Consider the following 22,389-nt stretch of genomic DNA (forward strand, 5'->3'; position numbering starts at 1 on the left):
GTCAACGCTCTGGAAGTATCAGGTGTTGGATCCAGAGCAACAGGCGGCGATCCAGATTGGCCAAAAGCGGTCTTCGACGGACTCTCAACTCATTACCGTTGCGCAAGTCGATAGCATTGCCTGCGAACAGGATCATCTTGCATTTTGTGTCAGTAATGCTGGCTTAATCCGGGTTCGCTGATATCACGCGCAATCGACCCCTTGCGCAAGGCAACCGAGCGCGTGCGTGCAATTGATTGTTAGTACTATTTCTGACGGCTACACTCCAACCCCATGAAACGCTACCTGCGGTTTTGCCTCATTTTCGTGATTAGCCTGGCGCTTCCCCTCAGCGGGATGGCGGGTGTTCAGGCACCGACAGAACCTTGCCCGATGATGAAGATGGGCATGGCGATGATGGACGACATGGGGATGGACTGCTGCAACGATATGAAAAGTCCGACCGAGCACGGCAAACCCTGCAAGCCGGGCCAGGAATGCAAGACTGGCGGTATGCTGCAAGTCTCGATCGGCAAGCCTCCTGTCACGTTGTTCAGCCCTGTAGTGCTTTCCTCTTCCAGCGATTCCATGCCTGTACCGACCCCATCCGGGGTATGGCGACCGCCTCGCGTCTGATTCCTGTCCCCCATTGAGCCTCATCCCGTTTTAGCGGGATGGCATAGCTGTGCGCATGTCTTTTGACGCGTGCAGTGGATGATCACAGGAATCGTAAACATGAACTCCAAGTGCTATTGCACAGGTCGGTCCCTCGTGGCCGGTCTGGCGGTTAGCGTACTGGCATTGCCGAGCTTCGCTGGCGCATTGACACTCGATGAAGCGCTGCGGCTGGCCGAAAACAATGCGCCGTCGCTGGCTGCACAAGATGCAAAGATTCAAGCTGCCAGCAGTGCGGCTATACCCGCGGGTGAACTACCTGACCCCAAGTTGCTGGCAGGTGTGCAGAACTACCCCATCGGCGGCCCGGATCGCTGGAGCATCAACGACGACTTCATGACCATGCAAATGGTCGGGGTCAGGCAAGAGATGCCCAACGGCGACAAACGCAAAGCACGCGTTGAGGTCGCCGATGCGGCCATTGATAGAGCTGCGGCAGAGCGTCGGGTTGCGCGATTGAACGTACGTCAATCCACGGCATTGGCCTGGATCAGCAGCTACTCGGTCGAGCGCAAAGATGCGCTGTTCCAGGACTTCTACAAAGAAAACCGCCTGCTGACCGATACCGTCCGGGCCCAGATTGCCGGTGGTCGCGCTCAACCCGCCGATGCGGTGACGCCCAAGCAAGAAGCGGCTCGACTGGCGGAGCAACAGGACGATCTGGCTCTCCAGAGAGCGCAGACCCGGGCGGCCCTCAAACGCTGGATTGGCTCCGCCGCCAACGACAAGCCTGTGGGCAGCTTGCCGGAGTGGCCTGTCGACCCCTCAAGCTACGCCCATAAACTGCAACACCACCCCGAGTTGGCAGCGTTTGCGCCGATGACCCGTGAAGCGCAAGCCAAGGTTCGTGAAGCCGAGTCGGAGAAAAAGTCAGACTGGAGCTGGGAGCTTGACTATCAACATCGCGATCGTCAGTTCGGCGACATGGTCAGCGTGCAATTGTCCTGGGACTTGCCACTGTTTCCTGACTCCCGGCAAAACCCCAAAATCGCAGCCAAACAGGCTGAACTCAGCCAGCTCGAGGCTGAGCGCGAAGCCCTGTCACGCGAGCACACTCAGCAACTGGAAAACGAACTGGCTGACTATGAACGCCTGAATCGTGCGGTAAGCCGCAACCAGGAAAGCCTGCTGCCGCTGGCCAGGGAAAAGCTCGAACTCAGCATGGCCAGCTACCGTGCCGGCAAAGGCGATTTAAACGCCGTTGTGGCCGCTCGACGTGAACTCATCGAAGCCCGACTCAAACAGATCGACGTGGAGGAGCAGCGAGCGCTGACCAGTGCGCGTCTGTATTTTGCTTATGGGGAGTCCAGCCAATGAACCTTGAAAAATGGAACGGGGCATTGCTGGTTGGCCTCTCGCTGGCATTGGGTGTTGCCGGTGGCTACTGGATCGCTTACCAGCGCATGAGCGGAGTACCTGTTACCGCCCCGGAGCAGAACCTCAATTCACCGGATGAGCGCAAAGCATTGTATTGGTACGACCCCATGTACCCGCAGCAAAAGTTCGATAAGCCGGGTAAGTCTCCCTTCATGGACATGCAGCTGGTCCCTCAATACGCCAGTGGAGGTAGTGACGGTACGACGGTCAGTATCGATCCGGGCCTGACTCAGAATCTCGGTCTGCGTTTTGCGACTGTCACCCGTGGGATCTTTGATTCCAGCGTCGACGTGACCGGTGTCCTGGCGTTCAACGAACGGGATGTCGCGGTGATCCAGGCACGCACTGCTGGCTTCGTGGAACGGGTCTATGCCCATGCTCCCGGTGATGTGCTGAAAGCCGACGAGGCGTTGGCGGATATGCTGGTGCCAGAGTGGGCGGCAGCGCAAACAGAGTTCCTTGCCCTCAAGCGTAATGGTGATGTTGACTTGCTGGCTGCGGCCCGCCAACGACTGCGGCTCACAGGGATGCCGGCAACACTGATAGCTCAGGTAGAGCGTGACGGTAAGGTTCAGCCTTACCTGACGCTCACCAGCCCCATTGCCGGTGTGCTGCAAGAACTGAATGTACGTGCGGGTATGACCGTGGCGACTGGCGACACTCTGGCACGCGTCAATGGCTTGAGCCGTGTCTGGCTGGCCGTGGCCGTTCCAGAGTCGGATGCCGGAGCTATCGCCGTGGGGCAAACGGTTGAAGCACAATTGCCAGCCTTCCCAGGGACAAAGGTCAATGGCAAGGTCAGCGCGATTCTGCCCGAGACCAACCCGGACAGCCGCACCCTGCGCGTACGGGTGGAACTCCCCAATCCAGACGGTCGCCTCAGACCGGGTTTGACGGCGCAAGTACGCTTGAACCGCTCAACTGAGCACAGTGTGTTGTGGGTGCCGAGCGAGGCCGTCATTCGCACAGGCCGACGTGCGTTGGTGATGCTGGCCGAAGACGCGGGCCGCTACCGTCCGGTGGAAGTGCAACTTGGGCAGGAAAGCGATGGCAAGATAGCGATAGTGAAAGGTCTGGATGAAGGCCAGAAAGTGGTGACGTCGGGTCAGTTCCTGCTCGACTCGGAGGCCAGTCTCAAAGGTATCGTGGCAGGCTCGGTGGAAGAACCACCACCCGGCGCGGCAGCTACCGGTTTGCATGAAGCGGATGGGCAGATCGTTGAGATCAACGACAAAGAAGTCACGCTGGCCCATGGCCCTTTCAAAACGCTGGGCATGCCCGGCATGACGATGACGTTCCCACTCGCCAACCCGGCGCTGATGCAAGGCCTTAAAGCAGGTGACAAGGTTCGGGTCGCGGTGAGTCAGACCGACGATGGCTTGCGTGTTGAGCGCCTGGATAAATCGGGGAGCCAGCCATGATTGCTGCCCTGATTCGTTGGTCAGTGGCCAACCGATTTCTGGTACTGCTGGCGACGCTGTTTGTCACGGCTTGGGGCATCTGGTCGGTGCAGAGCACACCCATCGATGCATTACCGGATCTCTCTGACGTTCAAGTCATCATTCGCACCCCCTTTGCGGGACAAGCCCCGCAAATCGTCGAGAACCAGGTGACCTATCCGTTGGCCACCACCATGCTTTCGGTGCCGGGTGCCAAGACTGTGCGTGGCTATTCCTTCTTCGGTGACAGCTTCGTTTACGTGCTGTTCGAAGACGGCACTGATTTGTACTGGGCTCGCTCGCGGGTGTTGGAGTACCTGAGCCAAATACAAAGTCGCTTGCCGGCCGGCGCCAAACCGGCATTGGGGCCGGATGCGACGGGAGTGGGCTGGATCTACCAGTACGCACTGGTGGATCGCACTGGCGGGCACGATCTGGCACAGCTACGCGCACTTCAGGACTGGTTCCTCAAGTTCGAACTCAAGACCCTGCCCAATGTGGCGGAAGTGGCCACCGTGGGCGGTATGGTCAAGCAGTATCAGGTGCAGCTGGATCCGCTGAAACTGGCCAGTCTCGGTATCACTCAGGCCGAAGTATCCGAAGCCATCGGCAAGGCCAACCAAGAGACCGGTGGCGCGGTACTGGAGATGGCAGAGACCGAGTTCATCGTGCGGGCTTCCGGCTACCTGAAGACGCTCAATGACTTTCGTGCGATCCCGCTCAAGCTCGGTGCGGGCGGCGTGCCTGTGACCCTTGGCGATGTCGCCACGATCCAGTCGGGACCGGAAATGCGGCGTGGCATCAGCGAACTCGACGGCGAAGGCGAGACCGTCGGCGGCGTGGTGATCTTGCGCAGCGGCAAGAACGCTCGCCAGACCATTGCTGCGGTCAAGGCCAAACTCGACGAACTGAAAAGCAGTCTGCCGGCCGGCGTGGAAATCGTCACCACCTACGACCGCAGCAAGCTGATCGATCGCGCGGTGGAAAACCTCAGTCACAAGCTCATCGAGGAGTTCATCGTTGTCGCGTTGGTGTGCGGGATCTTCCTCTGGCACCTGCGCTCGTCCCTGGTGGCGATCATTTCACTACCAGTGGGGGTACTGATTGCGTTCATTGTGATGCGCTATCAGGGGATCAACGCCAACATCATGTCCCTGGGCGGGATTGCCATCGCCATTGGCGCCATGGTCGATGCCGCCGTGGTGATGATCGAGAACGCCCACAAGAAGATTGAAGCGTGGCACGTAGCCAATCCTGGAGTGGAACTGAAGGGTGAACATCATTGGCATGTGATGACTGAAGCCGCGGCGCAAGTGGGACCAGCGCTGTTCTTCTGTCTGTTGATCATCACCCTGTCGTTCATTCCGGTGTTCACGCTGGAAGCTCAGGAAGGACGCTTGTTTGGTCCATTGGCGTTCACCAAGACCTACGCCATGGCCGCAGCGGCGGGACTGTCAGTGACCTTGGTGCCAGTGCTGATGGGCTACTGGATTCGGGGGCGAATTCCCAGCGAACAACAGAACCCGTTGAACCGGTGGTTGATCCGGATCTATCAGCCGGCTCTGGACGCGGTCTTGCGTCGACCAAAGATCACGCTGCTGGTGGCGCTATTGGTTTTTGTCAGTGCGCTATGGCCATTGTCGCGCTTGGGTGGCGAGTTTCTCCCGCCGTTGGACGAGGGTGACCTGCTCTATATGCCTTCAGCTCTGCCGGGATTGTCGGCGCAGAAAGCCGCGCAACTGCTGCAACAGACTGACCGCCTGATCAAGACCGTGCCAGAAGTTGAACACGTTTTCGGTAAGGCCGGTCGCGCTGAAACCGCGACAGATCCGGCGCCTCTGGAAATGTTCGAAACCACGATCCAGTTCAAACCACATGAGCAATGGCGTCCAGGCATGACCCAGGAAAAACTGGTGGAGGAACTGGATCGTGTGGTGCGCGTTCCCGGTTTGACAAATATCTGGATACCGCCGATTCGTAATCGTATCGACATGCTGGCAACCGGGATCAAGAGTCCCATCGGTGTGAAAGTTGCCGGTACCAACCTGACGGAAATTGATGCGGTCACCCAAGCGGTCGAGCGAGCGGCCAAAGACGTGCCCGGTGTCAGTTCGGCTTTGGCCGAGCGCCTGACCGGTGGTCGCTATATCGATGTGGACATCAACCGCAAGGCTGCCGCCCGCTATGGGCTGAACATCGCCGATGTGCAGTCCATCGTGGCTGGCGCCATCGGCGGTGAAAACGTCGGCGAGACCATTGAAGGGCTCGCACGCTTCCCGATCAACGTACGTTATCCACGGGAGTGGCGCGACTCGCTCGGGGCTTTGGAGCAATTACCGGTCTACACCCCGTTGGGCAGTCAAATCACTCTTGGCACGGTGGCGAAGGTCAAGGTCAGTGACGGTCCGCCGATGCTCAAGAGCGAGAACGCACGGCCTTCAGGCTGGGTGTATATCAATGTGCGGGGCAGGGACATCGCCTCGGTGGTCGCCGATCTGCGTCGGGTCGTCAACGAGCAGGTCAAGTTGCAGCCTGGCATGAGCCTGAGCTACTCGGGGCAGTTCGAGTTTCTCGAAAGGGCCAACGCACGCCTCAAACTGGTGGTGCCGGCCACGCTGTTGATCATTTTCGTGCTGCTCTACCTGACGTTCGCCCGATTCGACGAGGCTTTGCTGATCATGGCCACTCTGCCATTCGCACTGACTGGCGGGGCATGGTTCCTCTATCTGTTGGGCTTCAATCTGTCGGTCGCCACCGGAGTCGGCTTTATCGCTTTGGCCGGTGTTTCTGCCGAGTTCGGCGTCATCATGCTGCTCTATCTGAAGAATGCCTGGGCCGAGCGTGAAGACCTCGGCGACTGCTCTGAGCGCGGACTGGTGGCGGCGATTCGTGAAGGCGCCGTGCAGCGGATTCGCCCCAAGGCCATGACCGTGGCCGTCATCATTGCAGGCCTGTTACCCATCCTGTCAGGCAGCGGTACGGGCAGCGAAGTGATGAGCCGCATCGCCGCGCCCATGGTCGGCGGTATGGTCACGGCACCTTTACTGTCCCTGTTTGTCATTCCGGCAGCCTACCGCTTGATGCGTCGTCGGCAGCTCACTATCGAACCTCAAACCCTTAAAGGAAAAATCGTATGAAACTGACCTTTGTTGCAGTCGCAAGCACCGCCGTTGTGTTGTCGCTTTCTACCTACGCGCAGGATATGTCAGGAATGAAAATGGAAGGTATGGGCGACATGGAAATGAAGCAGGAATCGAAGCCGGCTCCTGTCGCCAGCGCCGAGGGTACGATCAAGGCGATCGATCCCGCGAAGCATGCAGTGACCCTCGCTCATGGCGCCGTTCCAGCTGTGCAGTGGCCGCCGATGACCATGGCCTTTTCAGTGACGGAAGATCAACTGAAAGGGCTTATGGTTGGAGACCATGTATCGTTTTCCTTTCGGCTGGAGGGCGGTAGAGCCACGATTGTTTCCATAAAAAAATAAACGACTGATGTTGCAGGTGACCGGCACCCATCGTCGTGCCGGTTTTAACCATTCGGGTCAGGTTGAAGTTTTTGTGCAATCCATTCGTCAGTCCTGATGCTCTTTTGTTGAACTCGGGCTGAATGCACTTATCCAAAAAAACTGTGGGAATGCTTCCCACACAATGATGCCAACCGGCTCTCAGGGATCGTGCGGATACCGCAGTTGCTCGCGGTTGCTGCACCTTTATGACCATGCCGGTTGCCCGGTCGCTCCCGTGGCCGGCCGGGAACTCAACTGGACATTGCGTTCGATACGGAGATGACGACGCAACGCGAAGCGGAGGTACATCATGCTGCTCAAGAAAACTTTGTTGGCTCTGGCAATCGGCGGGGTCCTGTCGGCATCGACTGTCCTGGTACCCGATTACATCGCAAGTTTCTCCAGCGTGTATGCCAAAGATGGCGGTAGCGGAGGCGGTGGTGGTCACGGCGGTGGTGGTTCCGGAGGCCATGGCGGTGACGGCGGAAGCGGTAACGCTGGTAGCGGCCATGGAGATGGCGGCGGTCATGGCGCTGCAGGCAATGGTGGTGCAGGTCATGGCGCTGCGGGCAATGGCGGTGCAGGTGCTGGCGCTGCAGGCAATGGCGGTGCAGGTCATGGTGCTGCAGGCGATGGCGATGCAGGTCATGGCGCTGCAGGCAATGGCGGCCCGGGGCGCGGCGACGCTGACCATGGTGCAGTGGCCGGGAATAGAGGCCCCGGCATTGCGCATGACAACGACGATGACCATGGTGGCATGACCGGGAATAGAGGTCCCGGCAATGCGCGTGACAACGACGATGCCGATGCCGATGACAACGATGCCGCGGATGCAGCCAGGGATGCTGCAAAAGCTGACGCAGATGCGGCCAGAGACGCCGCCAGGGCTGATGCGGACGCAGCACGGGACGCTGCAAAAGCTGCTGGCGTAGCTGGCGTAGCTGGCGTAGCTGGCGCAGATGCAGCCCGGGACGCCGCCAGAGCCGACGTAGCTGCAGCCAGGGACGCCGTCAAGGCCGACGTGGATGTAGCCAGGGACGCCGTCAAGGCCGATGTAGATGCAGCCAAGGATGCTGCCGTGGCTGTCGCAGATGCAGCCAGGAACGCTGCCAAAGCCGAGGTGAACGCAGTCAGAGAGGCTGCCCAAGCCAAGGCGAGGGAAGCCAGAGAGGCTTTGGCTGAAGCCCTGGATGCCCCGGATATCGACGCGGTTGAGGTAGAGAACTAAACCTGCACGTTCACTGTAGAAAACGTCCCGGGAGATTGAGGGACGCATAGCAAAGAGTCGCAAGCCCTGAAGCGTAGCGGGGCTTGCGACTTTTTTTCGAAATCGTGTCGCCTTCACGAGTGATGAACAGGATGCTCGGCCTCGAGAGGGGGGATTGCTCGGTCCGGCAAGGTTATTCAGGTTTGAGATAAACTTGGGCCCTTTCGGCACAAGGCTCAGGAGAGGTGATGAATGGAATCGTTTAGCGTTCGCGAGCTGAAAAAGACTGACGCTCAAGCGTTACTGGCATTCGAAGTCCTTAACCGTGAATGGTTCGAATCCCATATTGATGCGCGCGCCCCTGTTTTTTACTCGTTGCAGGGCGTCGCCGACCATATCGAAAGCTATTTGTCCGATTTTGCCATTGGCGCCTGGCACCCGTTTGTCATCGAGGACTCCAGTCAAAGAATCGTGGGGCGAGCCAATCTGAAAAGCATCGACTCATCGACGGGTACTGCGCAAGTCGGTTATCGGATTGCTCAGAGCGCGTGCGGGCAGGGGCTGGCGACACTGGCGCTGAGGCATCTGGTCCAGGAGGCACGGATGCGCTGGGGACTTACGCAACTGGTTGCCTTTGCCTACAAGGAAAATGTGGGCTCAAGAAAAGTCCTTGAACGTTGCGGATTCCAGCTGGAACAACCCTCCTGTAACGAAAATACGGGGAACGAAGACCGATTCGTCCTGTTGATCCAGATAAGATCCCCCGGCGATTCCGAGCGTCGGCAGTAGGTCGGTGATACCCCTGGTCACTCCTGCGGTGCTTGATCTTCAGGCACCTCTTTCCAGCTGTCATCCGGATCGAAGCGCTTCATCGATTGCGCCAGTTTTTCACCACCGGGCCCCAGGTCTTTCTCGAACACCTGTCCTTCATGGCTGATCATGAAACTCATCACCCCGGTGTCATCGTATTTCGCCGGCCAGGCGATCAGGGCAAAGCCCCGGCTCATCTTGTCACCGATGCGGTAGCTGTAGGCGCCACCCGGCGCCGAAGGACCCTGGCCATCGAGGATGCGGAAGCGGTAACCATGCCACTCTTCGTCGGCAATGGCTTTGCCGAACGAAGGCCCCAGCGGGCTGATCTGGCCGCTGTCGTCTTGCGCCCAATAAAGTCCATCGTGCTTGCCAGGGGTGCTGAAGATTTTCTGCGCGTACTCGAGTGCGCCGTCACCGTCTCGATCGACTGACGCATAGTCCATCTGTGCGTCGTGATAGGCCAGCACCGATTGCACCGCGGCCAGTTCATTGCGGCCGATTTGACGGGCACGGATCTCGGCACTGCCGGCCTTGAGGTCGAAGCGCCAACCGCTGGCGTCTTTTGTCATGGGGATGGGCAGTGTCCAGTTCTTGCTGCCGACCGCCAGGACTGCCTTGCGCTCGCTGGTGTTTTCAATGTGATGTCGCTCGCGGTATTGCTGCAAAAAAGCATCCACATCTTCGCGCTGCACGCCTTCACGCGGGATGTAATTGTGCCAGTCACTGCCCAGCAGCTCGGTCAGGCTTGCCTGGTCGGAGTGTTCCGTGCCCAGTGCTTCGACAAAGGCTTCAACGGCCTTTTCTGGCGTTGGAAAGGCCTGCTGCGCCGTCGCCATGCACGACCACAACAAGCCGGCTACTATCGCAAGGACATGATGGAGCAAGTCCATGAGTCCCTTCACTCGAGGTTGGTTTTTCAACGGCGGCCCCCCCTTTGACGCGCTGGTGGATTGGACGGCCGACTGACCTGGTGACCGGCCGATCGCGAGGCACTTGGGCGTTGGGCGGATGCCTGACTGGCCCGGCCACGATTGGCCTGGACGTTGGCCTGGGACGGTGAGCGTGCGCCGGCGAATGCATTGTTGCGGGCACTGCCGGTACTGGCGGCCGGCCGTTGATTCGCCGTTTGACGCGTCTGCGCCTGGCCCTCTCTGCGCTGATTCAGCTGAGCGCTCTGGTTCCTGGGTTGCTGATTCTCCCGGGTGTTTCTGGCCGTGCCCTGGCCTCTGTCAGCCGCCTTCGGCCTGTCTGCACCGGCCTGTAACCGATTGTCCCCCGCGGTACCAGACTGGAGTTTGCGCGTTTGATCACGGGCTTCGCGGTTGCTGGTGGCAGGTCGTTCGATACCGTGCCGGTCCATTGAGGTGCGGGCATTTTCTCGGGCCTGGGCACGCTGGGCAGTGTCCCCGCGATAGGCTTCACGCTGATTGGCGCCGTTCAATTGGCGGCCGTACTGTGCGCGGCTCGCGCTGTCTCGATAGGGCACACCATTGCGGTGCACCGGGTTGTGCTGCCATTTGTTCTGGTTATTGGTGATCCGATTGTTGGCATTGATGTTGTTATAACGATTGACGTCGATATCGACGTCGTTATTGCCCCAGTCACATTCACCCCACAATGCACCGACGATCGCCACGCCAGTACCAAACGCCAGCCCGGCCATCAAGGCCTGACCGGGGTAATAGGCGGGTGGCGGCGGATAGTACACGGGCGGCGATGCCGGGTAGGCCCAAGTGCCGTAGGTGGTGGTCGGGTTATAGGTGGGGACGTACACCACCTGCGGATCGGCAGGTTGAATGATGATGGTGGAACTGCTGGCTGGGGCCGGTTCAGGGGCTGAAGCCGCTGCCTGCGTTGTGGTCGCAGGTGCCGTGACATTCTGGATCGTCACGTTCTGATATTGGTTGCTCTGCAGGTTACCAGCGGCCTGGGCTTGATGGCGCAGGCGTTGCACGCCGTTCATGACATCGTCGGGCTGCGCCAGGAAGGCATCACCCAGGCGTTGTACCCAGACGGGATCCTGCCCCAGCGTTGCCAGAACCTGCGGGAAGGCGACCAGCGCCTGCACGCTCGGATCCCAGGGCTGGTTCGCTACCTGTTTGACTGCATCATCGCCCTTGGCGTCCGGGTGCGCCTTGGACCAGGTGACCGCCTCGCCGACTTCCCCCGGGTAGGTGGTGGCCATCAGTACTTGTGCCAACAGTGGGTCCGGGTAAAGCGCAATGGGCGCCAGCATCTGATCCAGCTGTTCCTGGGTAAACACGGGGTCTTTGGCAGTCGCGGTGACGGACGCTGTATCGGCAGCGTTGGCGGGTGCGGTCGCATCCGCAGCCTGTGTCAGGCAGGAAGATCCACTCAAAAACAGAACGGCTGACAACGCGTAAAAAAATGGAATGCGCATGGGCACCCCCTATGTGGTCAGGCAGGCTTGAAATGAGTGAGTCGATGTAGCAGAGGCGAAAGCTGACTTTGCAAGCCACAGAGCCCAGCTTCGATGCCGCTTCCTAATGGTAGCAGCTCATTCGAACGACCCAGGCTGTCTTTAAAACGGCGTCAACCTGATCGATCACTGGGCGCTGGCATCGCTTTCGTGTTCTTCGGCGAATGCCATGAACACCTTCAGGTCCAGCACGTCCAGCTTGATCTGGGCAATGAACGCCGAGAAGGCCAGGTTGGCCGCGAGCAGGCGCAAGTCGCTGGCCCAGGCCGGAAGGTAGGTCGGTCCCTTGAGCCAACCGGACTCGAACAGTGGCGCCAGGCGCACGGTGTCAGCCAGGCTGAGGCGCCCGGCAAACAAATGCCCCACCAGTTCTGGCCGATTATCGCGGATTGCAATGCGCAGCAGGGTATGGACGCCGAGTAGCCCGGTCAGGTACGCGGCATCCTTGGTGAACGCCGAACCGCCCCGCAGGTCGGCGCCGCGGAACACCCGTTGGGTCGAGCGGAAGGATTCCTCTTCTGTCTGCCCGGCCGCCAGAAAACCTTCGAACACCTGGATGAAGTCGGCGCCCTCCAGCGCCTGCTGGACGGCGAGCACGCGCAGGGCGAGGCGACGCAAACGATTGATGTCCATGCTGCCGGTGAACAGTTCGGCCAGGGTGGCAATGCCTTCCTGGGTCTGGGTCGTGCGGGGCGCCCCCAGGCCCAGGCTTGTGAGGTTGGGCTGTCGCGCGCCGTTTTGTGCCGTGGCGACATGCACGAAGGCCTCGTGTTGCAACAGCTGGTTCTTGTCCAGTTCCGAGAACAGCGCGCTGGCCCGCAGGCGAATGCGGCTCGATCCGGCGATGGCCTTGGCGGCCAGGTTCGGATCGAGCACGACCGTGATCTGTCCGACGCCGAAGAAACGGTCCAGTTCCGGTTGTATCCAGGCGGCGAACACCTTGGCCGGGATCTCGGCCGGGCAGGGTGGAATCCGCGCACTGCCGAGCAGGGCATCGGTGGTCTTGAGGAAGAAACGGGCCGCGTCGAGCATGCTCAGTTGCAAGCGCGAGTAATAGAAATCCGGGCGCCGATACAGTGCAGACGAATATTGCGTAAAGGCGGGAGTGCCAATGGCCCCCAGCATGTGCCCGGCGGTGGCATAGCTACGGGCGGTCATGGCGAGGAAATTCCCGGCAGGATGCCCGACATCGCAGCGGCTGATAAAGGTTTCCAGAGCGGCGATGTCGGCGCTGTGCTCGCGGGGCTGCAGCTTGACATCGGGTAACTGCGCACGCCCGCTGCGCCATTTCGCCAGGAAGTCTTCCTCGACGCCATCGGGCCAGGACAAGGCATCCAGCACGCGGATCTTGCGGGTCAGGTCGGGCAGGGCGGCATCGAGTTCGGGCAGGGCGGCGGCGCTCATGGATAGCTCCTTGAGGGACGAAGTGACGTTACTAAAGCTTAGTCGTCGCGCTCGGTTACGTGCGTTTTCGAAGACAGGTACGCGACCTCAGAGCAGGCTCCACGACACCCCGACGTACATCGCCATGCCCTCGCCGGGCGTGGATCGCGCCGCGTCCAGCCCTTTGTCGTCGTAGCCCGGCGTGACCGTGGCGGCGTAGTGCTTGTCGGTCAGGTTGCGCAGGTCCAGCCAGGTCTGCCAGTCGCCCTTGGGCGCGTTGTAGCCCAGCGTCGCGCCGAAGATTGCGTAGGGATCGGCGTAGTAGCTGTTGGCGTAATCGACCGCCACTTTCGACACCCATTGCGTGTTGATCGCGGCGAAAAAGCCTTGTGGCCAGTCGTAGCGCAGTTCGCCCTGGTAATAGTGCATCGGCAGGCCCGGCAGGCGGTTGTCGCCGAAGCGGTCATCGTCGCGGTAGTGGAAGTCACTGAAGGTGTAGCTCTGGCGCAGGCTCAACTGGCCGCCATCGTCCTTCGACCAAAGAGGGCTCAGCAGGCTGGCTTCCACGCCCTGGTGCACGGTGGGGCTGGCGTTGAGTTCGTAGGGAGTGGTGGCGTTGGCATCCGGTAACACCGACAGCAGTTCATGGCGCACTTGGGCGTAGTACCAGGCCAGGCTCCACTGCCCCAACGTGCTGTCACCGCGGCCGCCGATTTCCAGGGTGGTGGCGGTCTGGTTTTGCAGCTTGACCGGATCACGCTGGGCGCCTGTGGCGGGGCCACTGCCTGCCGGGAATCGTATGTTGGAGCTATAGATCAGCGACCACGGGTGCGGTGCCTCGACCGAGCGACTGAGATTGCCGAACAGTTGCAGGTCAGGTGTCAGTTGATAGCGCAGGCCCGCGCGCGGGGCATAGTCCCAGTCGTGCAGGCTGGTCTTGCCACCACTTTTCGGGTGGGTGACATCGCTTTCACGGCGGGTGTAGATCGCGGCGAGGCCGGTGGTCAGCCACAGGTCGTCGGCGATTTCCAGGTCATTGCCCAGATGCAGGACGGTGTCCGAGCCCTGGTAGGTGAAGTTGCGAATCAGCGTGCCCGGTGCGTAACCGGCGGTGTTGCCGGTGGGGATGCGCACGAACTCGCTGGCACCTGAGTTGGGCAGGTGTCTGGTCATTCGCAGACCCAGGGTGCTTTGGCTTTGCAGCCCCCAGAGCGTGTCGCGACGCTTGTAGTCGAACGTGCCGCTGACGTCCGTGTACGCCACCTTCAGGCGGTTGGGACCCTCACGTAAATCCATCGGGTAGTCGTGGTAGACAAGACCGGTCTGGATGCTCGAATCGTCGTCGATGTACCAGGTGGTCTTGTTGCCGATAAAGGTGCTGCCCGGCTCATCGCGGCGGTCGTCCCGCACCACGTAGGCAGGGTTGGCCGCCCGTGGGTCATGCTCGATGGAGTGCTTGGTCACGCGCCCCGCGAGGTCGTTGTCGGTCTGGCGGTGGCGCAGGTAAAAGCGCGTTTCCAGGTTGGGGTTGAAGCGATAACCGAAGTTGGCGATGACACCCTGGCTCTCACTGGCCGTGTGGTCCTGGTAGCCGTCGGCATTGGCGTCGGTCATGGCCAGGTAGTAATCGAAGGCGCCGAGCACTTGTCCGGAGCTGATCTGGCGCTGCTGATAACCGTGGCTGCCCGTCGCGTAGCGCACCTGCAACTTCGGCGCGTCGTAACCAGTGTGGCTGACGTAATCGATGGCCCCGCCCAAGGCCAGGGCGCCCCGGTCGAAACCGTTGGCGCCGCGCAGCACTTCTACATGGTCGAGCCACAGCGGTTCCAGCAACTCATAGGGCGTGCCCCCAGGGCCGGTCAGCGGCAGACCGTCGAGCATGGTGTACAGCCCCGAGGCATGGGCGCCCGGTGCACGGTTGATACCCGATCCACGGATCGAGATTTTCACCCCTTCGTTGCCCACCGACTGGGCGTAGATCCCCGGCTGGTAAGCCAGCACATCCTGATTGCTGGCCACGCGGCCCTGCAACGGGCGGCGCATGTCGACCACATTGGTGCCGCCGGGCACCTGGGCCAGCCGCGCCCTGGCGTCCTCGATCCCCTGGTCTTCGTTGCTCTGGTCCTCAGCCCCGATCAGCACTTGTCCCAGCTCCAGGCTTTGGGCCTCGGCCATGGCCGGACAAACAAGGGCCAGTCCCAGCAGCGCAGCGGGCAAGTATTCAGGCGGGGACATGGGGGAACTCCAGATGTACAGGAACGGGCAAAGAACAGTGCGACGCAAGAAAGAACGAAGGGAGCACATGGCAATTTCGCTTTTTGCACGCCAAGGGCAGGGCGGTCGCGATCAACGCCACAACGGTTTACAGCATTCCGACGATGAGGGGGGATGTGGCATTCATCCGCCACAGGAATAACTGTCTTCAAATACGACGAAAGTCGTATGGAGATCGGTTTTGTCACATGTTAGTAGACGCTTGTATTGAAAACGCAACTGCTAATTTGTATCATTCGTTTTCAGTCAAGCGAAGCAGGGAACGCAGCGCCCAAACAATAAAAAGGTCAAGGCAATGCTCAAAATGCTTCTCGTATACGGTCATCTGCTCGCTACGTGTATTGCCCTGGGGAGGGTGTTGCAGGCGGATCACAAGCTTTGGAGTTGGCGCAAGGAAATACTGGATCAGGCGCGGCTCGAGTACGTTGATGAAACCCAAAAGATCGTCAGCCTCGCACTGCTGGGCCTTTGGGCAAGCGGATTGTTGTTGGTGCTCCAGGGTTACCTCAATGAAGGCGAGGCGTATCTGCTCAATCAGAAACTCTGGGCCAAGGTGACTGTTGTCGCGCTGCTTAGCCTGAACGGTGCATTGTTGCATCGAGTTGGTTTTCCGTTGCTGCAAAAGGCTCCATTCGTCGCGCTGCGCACTGCAGGGCGCACTCGGCTTGCCTTGTTGGGGGCGCTTTCCATGAGCGGTTGGCTATTCGCCGCATTCCTGGGGGTGGCTCGAGCCTGGAATCACGTGTTGCCTTATTTGCATGTGATGGGCGCATTCGCCGCATTCTCGTCACTGGCTTGTTGCGTGGCACTTGTAGTCGCCGGTAGGGCAGGCAGTGTCGGTGCGCAAAAAACCTCGGTAGCGGGGTAGCTATCAACAGATCGTGGGAAGCCCGCTCCCTGAAATGGCGGGCTTCAGCGAATCCGGGGTTGCCTGAGCCGCCGTCACCTCTGGGTGATCAACCGTGATACAGACCTCTCGACTACTCGTCCTTTTTCCATGACCCATAGGCAGTCTCCCGACAGTTCGATTGCTTGCACAAAGCCGTCGGTCGGCTTTCTCCTGCGCGGGTTGACCCGGAGCCAGAAAGGGCTAATTTAGATTGTGTGGGAAAAAATCCCACGCGAAATATTCTAGAGAAATTGCAAGTTTGACGGGTTACTCCCATGCCGCTCCCGGATCGCAGCGCGAATTGCGTTGGCACTGCTCGCGGTAAATCACCAGGAGAATGCACGATGAACACTTACCTGCTTTTCAAGAGAGGATTACTGGCGCTGGCAATCGGTGGCGTCCTCTCGGCTTCCGTCGTTTTGGTTCCAGACTCCGTTTCCCATGTATCGAGTGCCTATGCCAAGGATGGTGGCGGTGGCGGTGGCGGTAATGGCGGTGGCGGCGGTAGCGGCGGACATGGCGGCAACAGTGGGAGCGGTGGCAGTGGTGGCCATGGCGGCAACAGTGGGAGCGGTGGCAGCGGTGGCCATGGCGGCAACAGTGGGAGCGGCGGCAACAGTGGCCACAGCGGCAGCGATCATGGGAGCGGGAATTCAGGCCATGACGGTTCTGGAGGCTCGAACTCCGGTCGCGGTGGTACCCATGCAGAAGCGGGTGATGACCACGGCGTCCACGTTGGCGGTGAGCCGGGTGACGACCACGGCGTCCACGTTGGCGGTGAGCCGGGTGACGACCACGGCGTCCACGTTGGCGGTGAGCCGGGTGACGACCACGGCGTCCACGTTGGCGGTGAGCCGGGTGACGACCACGGCGTCCACGTCGGCGGCGAGCCGGGTGACGACCACGGCGTCCATGTCGGCGGCGAGCCGGGTGACGACAATGGCAATCATGATGGTGGCGAACCCGGCGACGACAACAGCCGGATCTGAAGCGGCCTGATGACCTCATACAAGACCCTGAAGAGCGGTTTTGTATGAGGCGCGGCAAAAAAAGCGCCTGTCTTCATGGGATTATTTCCCACGTAGCTATACTGGGATTAACTGACCAGGAATGCGCTGAATGCAATCGTCTACCTTGCCCACCTCGCTCCTCAAAGCCTTGCGGCATGTCATGCGGCCGCTGGTACGCCTGATGCTGCGCAAAGGAGTCACCTACCTGGTGTTTGCCGACCTGCTCAAGGAGGTTTTCGTCGAGGTGGCGGACCGAGAGTTCCGTCTGGGCGACAAGGCACCGACCGACAGCCGCATCAGCCTGCTCACCGGCGTGCACCGCAAGGATGTACGGCGCTTGCGCAACACCAGCGACCCTGCTTCTTCCACGCTTCCGGAAAACATCACTTTCGGTGCGCAACTGGTCAACGCCTGGGCCAAGGCGCCGTTCTGCAACGACGCCGGCCAGCCACTGCCCCTGCCTCGATTGGCCAGTGTCGGCGGCGATCGCTCCTTTGACGCCTTGGTGGCGAAGGTCAGCACCGATATCCGGGCGCGAGTGGTGCTGGACGAGTGGCTGCGCCTGGGGGTCGTGCGCCTTGACGAACAAGATCTCGTGCACCTCGAAGCCCAGGCCTTCGTGCCGCAAAAGGGCTTCGATGAGAAAACCGCTTACCTGGGGCACAATCTGCACGATCATGCTAGCGCCGCGGTACACAACCTGAGCGGCGAAGTTCCGGCCTTTTTTGAACGCAGCGTCCACTATGACGCGCTGACCCCAGCGAGCGTCGAGGCGTTGCGCGAGGCCGTTGCCAGCGAGGGGATGCAGGCCCTGTTGAGTTTCAACCGACTCGCCGCCGATCTGGAATTCCGCGACCTGCCCAGTCTTGAGCCGCGCCAGCGCATCACGGTCGGCCTGTACTTCTACACTGAAGCTTCAGATACCAATTCATCAACGGCCCCTAAGCCATGACCCTCAACTTGCGCCTGATTCGTGCAATCGCCCTTGCTCTGGGCCTCGGGCTTCCGATTGTGTTGCAGGCCGCCCCAGCCTGTGTGAGCCAGAATGACGCGGGCACAAGTGAAGTTCCGGTCATCCAGGCTCCGGGTGGCACCGGCGGTACGGGTGTGGCGCCTGGGGGTATGGGCGGTACCGGCATCAGCACCGACAACGGCGGGATGGGCGGTACCGGCGCACCGCTGAAAAAGCACCCTGGCGGCATTGGCGGCACCGGTGCCGTTGCAGGCGGCGTGGGTGGCACGGGCATCGGCAGTGAAAGTGACAACGGCGGGATCGGTGGCACCGGCATTGTCGGTACCATCACCGGGTTCGCCTCGATCTGCGTCAATGGCCTGGAAGTGCACTTCAGCAATGACGTTCCTGTCAGCGAGAACGGCATTGCCACCACCAGCACCCAGCTGGCAGTCGGTCAGGTGGTTGCCGTGGAAGCGTTCAATTCCAAACGAGGTCTGGAGGCCGGGCGCATTTCAATCCTGCACGTCTACGAAGGCCCTTTGACAGCCCTGCCTAGAGACTCCATGCCCATGCGTGTCATGGGACAACCTGTGCGCCTGGCCAGCGGTGCTCAAGTCGCTGCGGGTCTGCGCCCGGGTGATCCCGTACGGGTCAGCGGACTGCGCGATGCCCGTGGCGACGTGGTAGCCAGCCGCATCGACCGGGCGCCCGGCCTCAAGGAGGCCAGTGCCATCGGATCGGTGGATCGCAGTGGCTATCTCCTGGGGCTCAAACTCAGCAATCACCCAGGTCCGGCGCAGGAAATGCTGGTGCGCGGCCAGTGGTCCGGCCGTGAGCTGGACGTGACCCAAAGCCACCCCGACCCGAGCCTGCCCTTCATCGGTCGGGTACATCATGCGGTGATCGAGGGTCTGGTCCAGGGTCGGCAGGACCAGCATTTGGTGGTGGGTGGCTTTAAGGTGACACTCGCGCACGACACCGTGTTTGTCGGTGTGCAGCCTTCGGAACTGGCGCTGGACCGACGCGTGCGGGTCAACGGCGTATTTACCGGCGCGCGGGATGTGCAGGCAACACGTATCGAATTGTCCCGCGAGCGCTCCGATTCGCCAGCCGGCAACCAACATGGGCGCCTGCGGGGCAGCGAGCAAAGCACGGACGACTCAAGTGGCTCGAGCAACTCGGGCAGCTCCAACAGCTCCGACAACTCGGGCAGTGACAGGAGCGGCCGCAACGAGAGCGAAGTCCGCGTTGGCGACGATACCGACCACGGGGGCAGTGACAGTCATGGCGGCGGCGACCAGAGGGAAAGCGTGGACAGGTCCGGCAAGTCAGAGCGTGTCGAGCAACCCGACAAAGTCGATAGAGTCGAGAGGGTAGAGCAAGTCGAAAAAATCGAACGCCCAGAGAAGGGCGAGAAAGTAGAGCGGCCAGAAAAAGTCGAAAAGGTGGAGAAAGTCGAAAAGGTCGAGAAAATCGAGAAGGTTGAACCGGTTGAAAAAATCGATCACTCCGGCAGGTCGGGTTAAACAGCGCAGGCATGATGCACTATCGTCATAAGTAACTAGGCTTGGTAAGTCACGCAACAAAGCATGCGTGTGAACTTCGATGACGCAAGACACGAGGTGAACATGAACCCCAAGCGCATCCTGCTCGTCGGTTTGCTTGCCAGCCTGGGCTTGCCGACCCTGGCCGATACCTTCACGACCTCGATCGGAACCGACTACTCTCGGGGCGACTATGGTACCGGTACAACTTCTGAAACCTGGTACGTCCCGCTGGTTGGCAAATACCAGACCGGCCCCATGACCTACAAGCTCACTGTGCCCTGGCTGCGCATCACCAATCCTTCGGTCGGCCCCGATGGTGAGCCGTTGCCCGGCGGCTGCGGCAAAGTGGAAAGCGGTTTGGGTGACACCGTTGCCGGTGCCGATTATGCAGTGATTGACGGCAGCGTTGGCGGGTTGTTCGTGGACCTGATCGGCAAGGTCAAGTTGCCCACGGCCGACGAAGACAAGTGCCTGGGCACGGGCAAAACCGACTATTCCGGCCAGGTCGACGTCGCCAAAGCCTTCGGCCCTGTGACCGGGTTCGCCACACTGGGCTGGAAAAAATTCGGCGACCCGTCGGGCTCCGACTTCGACGATCCGATTTTCGCCGGCCTGGGCTTCGCCATACCCGTGTTCGCGCGTACCACGGCGGGCGCCTCCTACGACTGGCGGCAGAAGGTCGTTTCCACGGGCGATCAGATCAAGGAGCTCACCTTGTTCCTCACGCACAAGCTCAATCAGAACTGGAAGTTCCAGTTGTATGCCGTCAAGGGGTTTTCCGACGCCAGCCCGGATGGCGAGGCTGGACTGTTGTTCAGTCACACCTACTGATACCCACCTGCTTCCTTGCACTGATGCGTTTCACCGCTTCGACCCAGGCCGGGTCCAGGCGCGACGGTGCGCGTCGAAAAGCCAGTCAGGACAGCTGGCTCAAGTCCTGATATTCGGTCGTTGACACTCAGGCTGACAGCACTAATCTAATAGGTGTGGGAATATTTCCCACGTAACGATACCGGCTGGCTCTGAGGGATCGTGCAGATACCGCAATTGCTCGTGATTGCTGCAGATTTATGGCCGTGCCGGTTGGCTGGCCGCTCTAATGGGCGGCCGGGAACTCACTGGACATTGCGTTCGATAGGGAGATGACGGCGCAACTCCGAGCGGAGGTGCATCATGGTACTCAAGAAGTGTTTGTTGGCTCTGGCAATTGGCGGGGTCCTGTCGGCATCGACTGTCCTGGTGCCTGATTACATCAGTAGTTTCTCCACCGTGCATGCCAAAGATGGCGGTAGCGGCGGAGGCGGAGGCGGCCACGGTGGCGGCGGCAGCGGAGGAGGCGGTGGCGGTCACGGTGGCGGCGGTGGAGGCGGCAACGGTGGCGGCGGCGGAGGCTCTGGAGGCTCCGGAGGTGGTGGTGGTCACGGTGGCGGCGGTGGCTCCGGAGGCGGTGGCCACGGTGGTGACGGCGGAGGCGGTAGCGGTGGTAGCGGCCATGGAGATGGCGGCGGTCATGGTGCTACTGGTCATGGCGGTCCGGGCCGCGGCGACGCTGACCATGGTGGAATGGCCGGGAATAGAGGCCCGGGCAATGCGCGTGACAACGACGATGACCATGGTGGCATGATCGGGAACAGAGGCCCGGGCAAAGCGAATGCCAACGATGATGACGACGACGGAGATGACGCCGCAGATGCAGCCAGGGAAGCCGCAGAAGACGCCAATGACGCTGCCAGGGAAGCTGCAGAAGACGCCGCTGATGCAGCCAGGGAAGCTGCAGAAGAACCCGGTGAAGCAGCCAGGGAAGCCGCAGAAGACGCCAATGACGCTGCCAGGGAAGCCGCAGAAGACGCCGCAGATGCAGCCAGGGAAGCTGCAGAAGATAGGGGCGCTGCCAGGATCGACGCAGATGTAGCCAGGGATGCTGCCAGAGCCGAGGCGGATGCAGCTCGAGACGCTGCGAGAGCTGAGGCTGATGCAGCCCGAGACGCTGCCAGAGCCGCTGGCGTACCGAAAGCAGATGCAGATGCAGCCCGGGATGCTGCCAGGGCTGCAGCAGATGCAGCCCGGGACGCCGCCAAGGCAAAAGCAGATGCAGCCAGAGATGCTGCCAGGGCTGCCGCAAATGCAGCCCGGAACGCTGCCAAAGTAGCCAAAGTAGAGGCGAAGGAGGCCAGAGAGGATGTGGCCGACGCCCCTGATGCCCCGGACGCTCCGGATGTCGATGTGGTTGAGATAGAGAACTAAACCTGCACGTTCGGCAATGAACATGGCAGGCATACCCGAAGAAAACGTCTCGGCAGCTTGAGGGACGTATCGGCTATGAGTCGCAAGCCCTGAGTAGTCGTGGGGTTTGCGACTTCTTTTTGAAATCTGCCGCACGGTTCGAAATACCGACGAGGATGTCGGCAGAGGGGGACCGAGCCGGACGGGTATGGTGCTGTCATTGAATGTGGTGGCCTGGAACAGTGCTATCGCTGGGGTGGCGGGGCGCTTCAGTGACGACGTAGTCCGGGCTCTCTGTTGCCCTGAAGCTTTATATAGATGCTGGAGGTTTTCATGGTGGCAACCCGGGCGCTTTGGTAAGGAAGAAGAATTTTCAGATGGGGGGTTGACCACGTATTTTAATACTGTACTATTCGCCTCCCGCTAACGAGCAGCTTGATGTTGCTCTTGGCTTAAGTAGTTGATTTTGTTGAAAAATCAGAAACTTTTAAGGTTGCAATTTGAAAAGATGCGCTGTAAGATGCGCACCTCGGTTGAGACGAAAGCTCTTAACCAACCGCTCTTTAACAACTGAATCAAGCAATTCGTGTGGGTGCTTGTGGAGTCAGACTGCTAGTCAACAGATTATCAGCATCACAAGTTACTCCGCGAGAAATCAAAGATGTAACCAACG

19 protein-coding genes are annotated in these 22,389 nt (G+C 60.3%); 15 read left to right on the forward strand and 4 right to left on the reverse strand.

Annotation, left to right across the window (positions count from 1 at the left end; all coding sequences use genetic code 11):
• Positions 1-273: 273 nt before the first annotated feature.
• The 8 genes from KW849_RS29590 (at position 274) to KW849_RS29620 (ending at position 8,971) form a co-directional block, all read left to right on the forward strand.
• A complete protein-coding gene (locus KW849_RS29590; protein WP_218433321.1) occupies positions 274-615 on the forward strand; it encodes a hypothetical protein in 342 nt (113 codons plus the stop codon).
• Between the two features lie 99 nt (positions 616-714).
• The gene (locus KW849_RS29595; RefSeq protein ID WP_218433322.1) at positions 715-1,971 is read left to right on the forward strand and encodes a TolC family protein; all 1,257 of its coding nucleotides are present in this window, start codon (positions 715-717) and stop codon (positions 1,969-1,971) included.
• On the forward strand, positions 1,968-3,452 hold the full coding sequence (locus tag KW849_RS29600; protein WP_218433324.1) for an efflux RND transporter periplasmic adaptor subunit: 1,485 nt from the start codon (positions 1,968-1,970) through the stop codon (positions 3,450-3,452). The genes KW849_RS29595 and KW849_RS29600 overlap by 4 nt, the downstream gene beginning before the upstream one ends.
• Entirely contained in the window at positions 3,449-6,607 is a 3,159-nt protein-coding gene (locus KW849_RS29605) for an efflux RND transporter permease subunit (RefSeq protein ID WP_218433326.1), read from the forward strand. The genes KW849_RS29600 and KW849_RS29605 overlap by 4 nt, the downstream gene beginning before the upstream one ends.
• On the forward strand, positions 6,604-6,954 hold the full coding sequence (locus KW849_RS29610) for a copper-binding protein (RefSeq protein WP_218433328.1): 351 nt from the start codon (positions 6,604-6,606) through the stop codon (positions 6,952-6,954). The genes KW849_RS29605 and KW849_RS29610 overlap by 4 nt, the downstream gene beginning before the upstream one ends.
• Before the next feature lie 431 nt (positions 6,955-7,385).
• The gene (locus tag KW849_RS31610) at positions 7,386-7,736 is read left to right on the forward strand and encodes a hypothetical protein (protein WP_256357441.1); all 351 of its coding nucleotides are present in this window, start codon (positions 7,386-7,388) and stop codon (positions 7,734-7,736) included.
• Positions 7,733-8,203 (forward strand): hypothetical protein, encoded by a 471-nt coding sequence (locus KW849_RS31615; RefSeq protein ID WP_256357442.1) that lies wholly within the window; start codon positions 7,733-7,735, stop codon positions 8,201-8,203. The genes KW849_RS31610 and KW849_RS31615 overlap by 4 nt, the downstream gene beginning before the upstream one ends.
• 231 nt (positions 8,204-8,434) lie before the next feature.
• Positions 8,435-8,971, forward strand: a complete 537-nt coding sequence (locus tag KW849_RS29620) for a GNAT family N-acetyltransferase (RefSeq protein WP_218433332.1) — start codon at positions 8,435-8,437, stop codon at positions 8,969-8,971.
• Between the two features lie 17 nt (positions 8,972-8,988).
• Here KW849_RS29620 and KW849_RS29625 read toward each other — a convergent pair whose 3' ends face one another.
• The 4 genes from KW849_RS29625 to KW849_RS29640 form a co-directional block, all read right to left on the reverse strand.
• Positions 8,989-9,885, reverse strand: a complete 897-nt coding sequence (locus KW849_RS29625; RefSeq protein WP_218433335.1) for a DUF2950 domain-containing protein — start codon at positions 9,883-9,885, stop codon at positions 8,989-8,991.
• A 26-nt stretch (positions 9,886-9,911) separates the two neighbouring features.
• Positions 9,912-11,396, reverse strand: coding sequence for a DUF3300 domain-containing protein (locus KW849_RS29630; protein ID WP_218433337.1), 1,485 nt, complete (start codon positions 11,394-11,396; stop codon positions 9,912-9,914).
• Positions 11,397-11,561: 165 nt separating this feature from the next.
• A complete protein-coding gene (locus KW849_RS29635) occupies positions 11,562-12,839 on the reverse strand; it encodes a tyrosine/phenylalanine carboxypeptidase domain-containing protein (protein WP_218433339.1) in 1,278 nt (425 codons plus the stop codon).
• 87 nt (positions 12,840-12,926) lie between these two features.
• Positions 12,927-15,053, reverse strand: a complete 2,127-nt coding sequence (locus KW849_RS29640) for a TonB-dependent receptor domain-containing protein (protein WP_218433341.1) — start codon at positions 15,051-15,053, stop codon at positions 12,927-12,929.
• A 334-nt stretch (positions 15,054-15,387) separates the two neighbouring features.
• On the opposite strand from KW849_RS29640, the gene KW849_RS29645 reads away from it, so the two are divergent.
• From KW849_RS29645 to KW849_RS29675, 7 genes are all read left to right on the forward strand, one after another.
• On the forward strand, positions 15,388-15,960 hold the full coding sequence (locus KW849_RS29645; RefSeq protein WP_218433344.1) for a hypothetical protein: 573 nt from the start codon (positions 15,388-15,390) through the stop codon (positions 15,958-15,960).
• A gap of 365 nt (positions 15,961-16,325) precedes the next feature.
• Positions 16,326-16,970, forward strand: coding sequence for a hypothetical protein (locus KW849_RS29650; RefSeq protein ID WP_256357443.1), 645 nt, complete (start codon positions 16,326-16,328; stop codon positions 16,968-16,970).
• 130 nt (positions 16,971-17,100) lie between these two features.
• On the forward strand, positions 17,101-17,943 hold the full coding sequence (locus tag KW849_RS29655) for a DUF6502 family protein (RefSeq protein WP_108219892.1): 843 nt from the start codon (positions 17,101-17,103) through the stop codon (positions 17,941-17,943).
• On the forward strand, positions 17,940-19,472 hold the full coding sequence (locus tag KW849_RS29660; RefSeq protein ID WP_218433346.1) for a DUF5666 domain-containing protein: 1,533 nt from the start codon (positions 17,940-17,942) through the stop codon (positions 19,470-19,472). The genes KW849_RS29655 and KW849_RS29660 overlap by 4 nt, the downstream gene beginning before the upstream one ends.
• A gap of 102 nt (positions 19,473-19,574) precedes the next feature.
• Positions 19,575-20,324, forward strand: coding sequence for a hypothetical protein (locus KW849_RS29665; protein ID WP_218433348.1), 750 nt, complete (start codon positions 19,575-19,577; stop codon positions 20,322-20,324).
• Positions 20,325-20,766: 442 nt separating this feature from the next.
• A complete protein-coding gene (locus KW849_RS29670; protein WP_218433371.1) occupies positions 20,767-21,117 on the forward strand; it encodes a hypothetical protein in 351 nt (116 codons plus the stop codon).
• A complete protein-coding gene (locus KW849_RS29675) occupies positions 21,114-21,737 on the forward strand; it encodes a hypothetical protein (RefSeq protein ID WP_218433350.1) in 624 nt (207 codons plus the stop codon). Before KW849_RS29670 ends, KW849_RS29675 begins: the two co-directional genes overlap by 4 nt.
• The last annotated feature ends 652 nt before the right edge of the window (positions 21,738-22,389 follow it).

Source organism: Pseudomonas sp. PDM26 (assembly GCF_019219185.1).
Taxonomy (GTDB): Bacteria; Pseudomonadota; Gammaproteobacteria; order Pseudomonadales; family Pseudomonadaceae; genus Aquipseudomonas.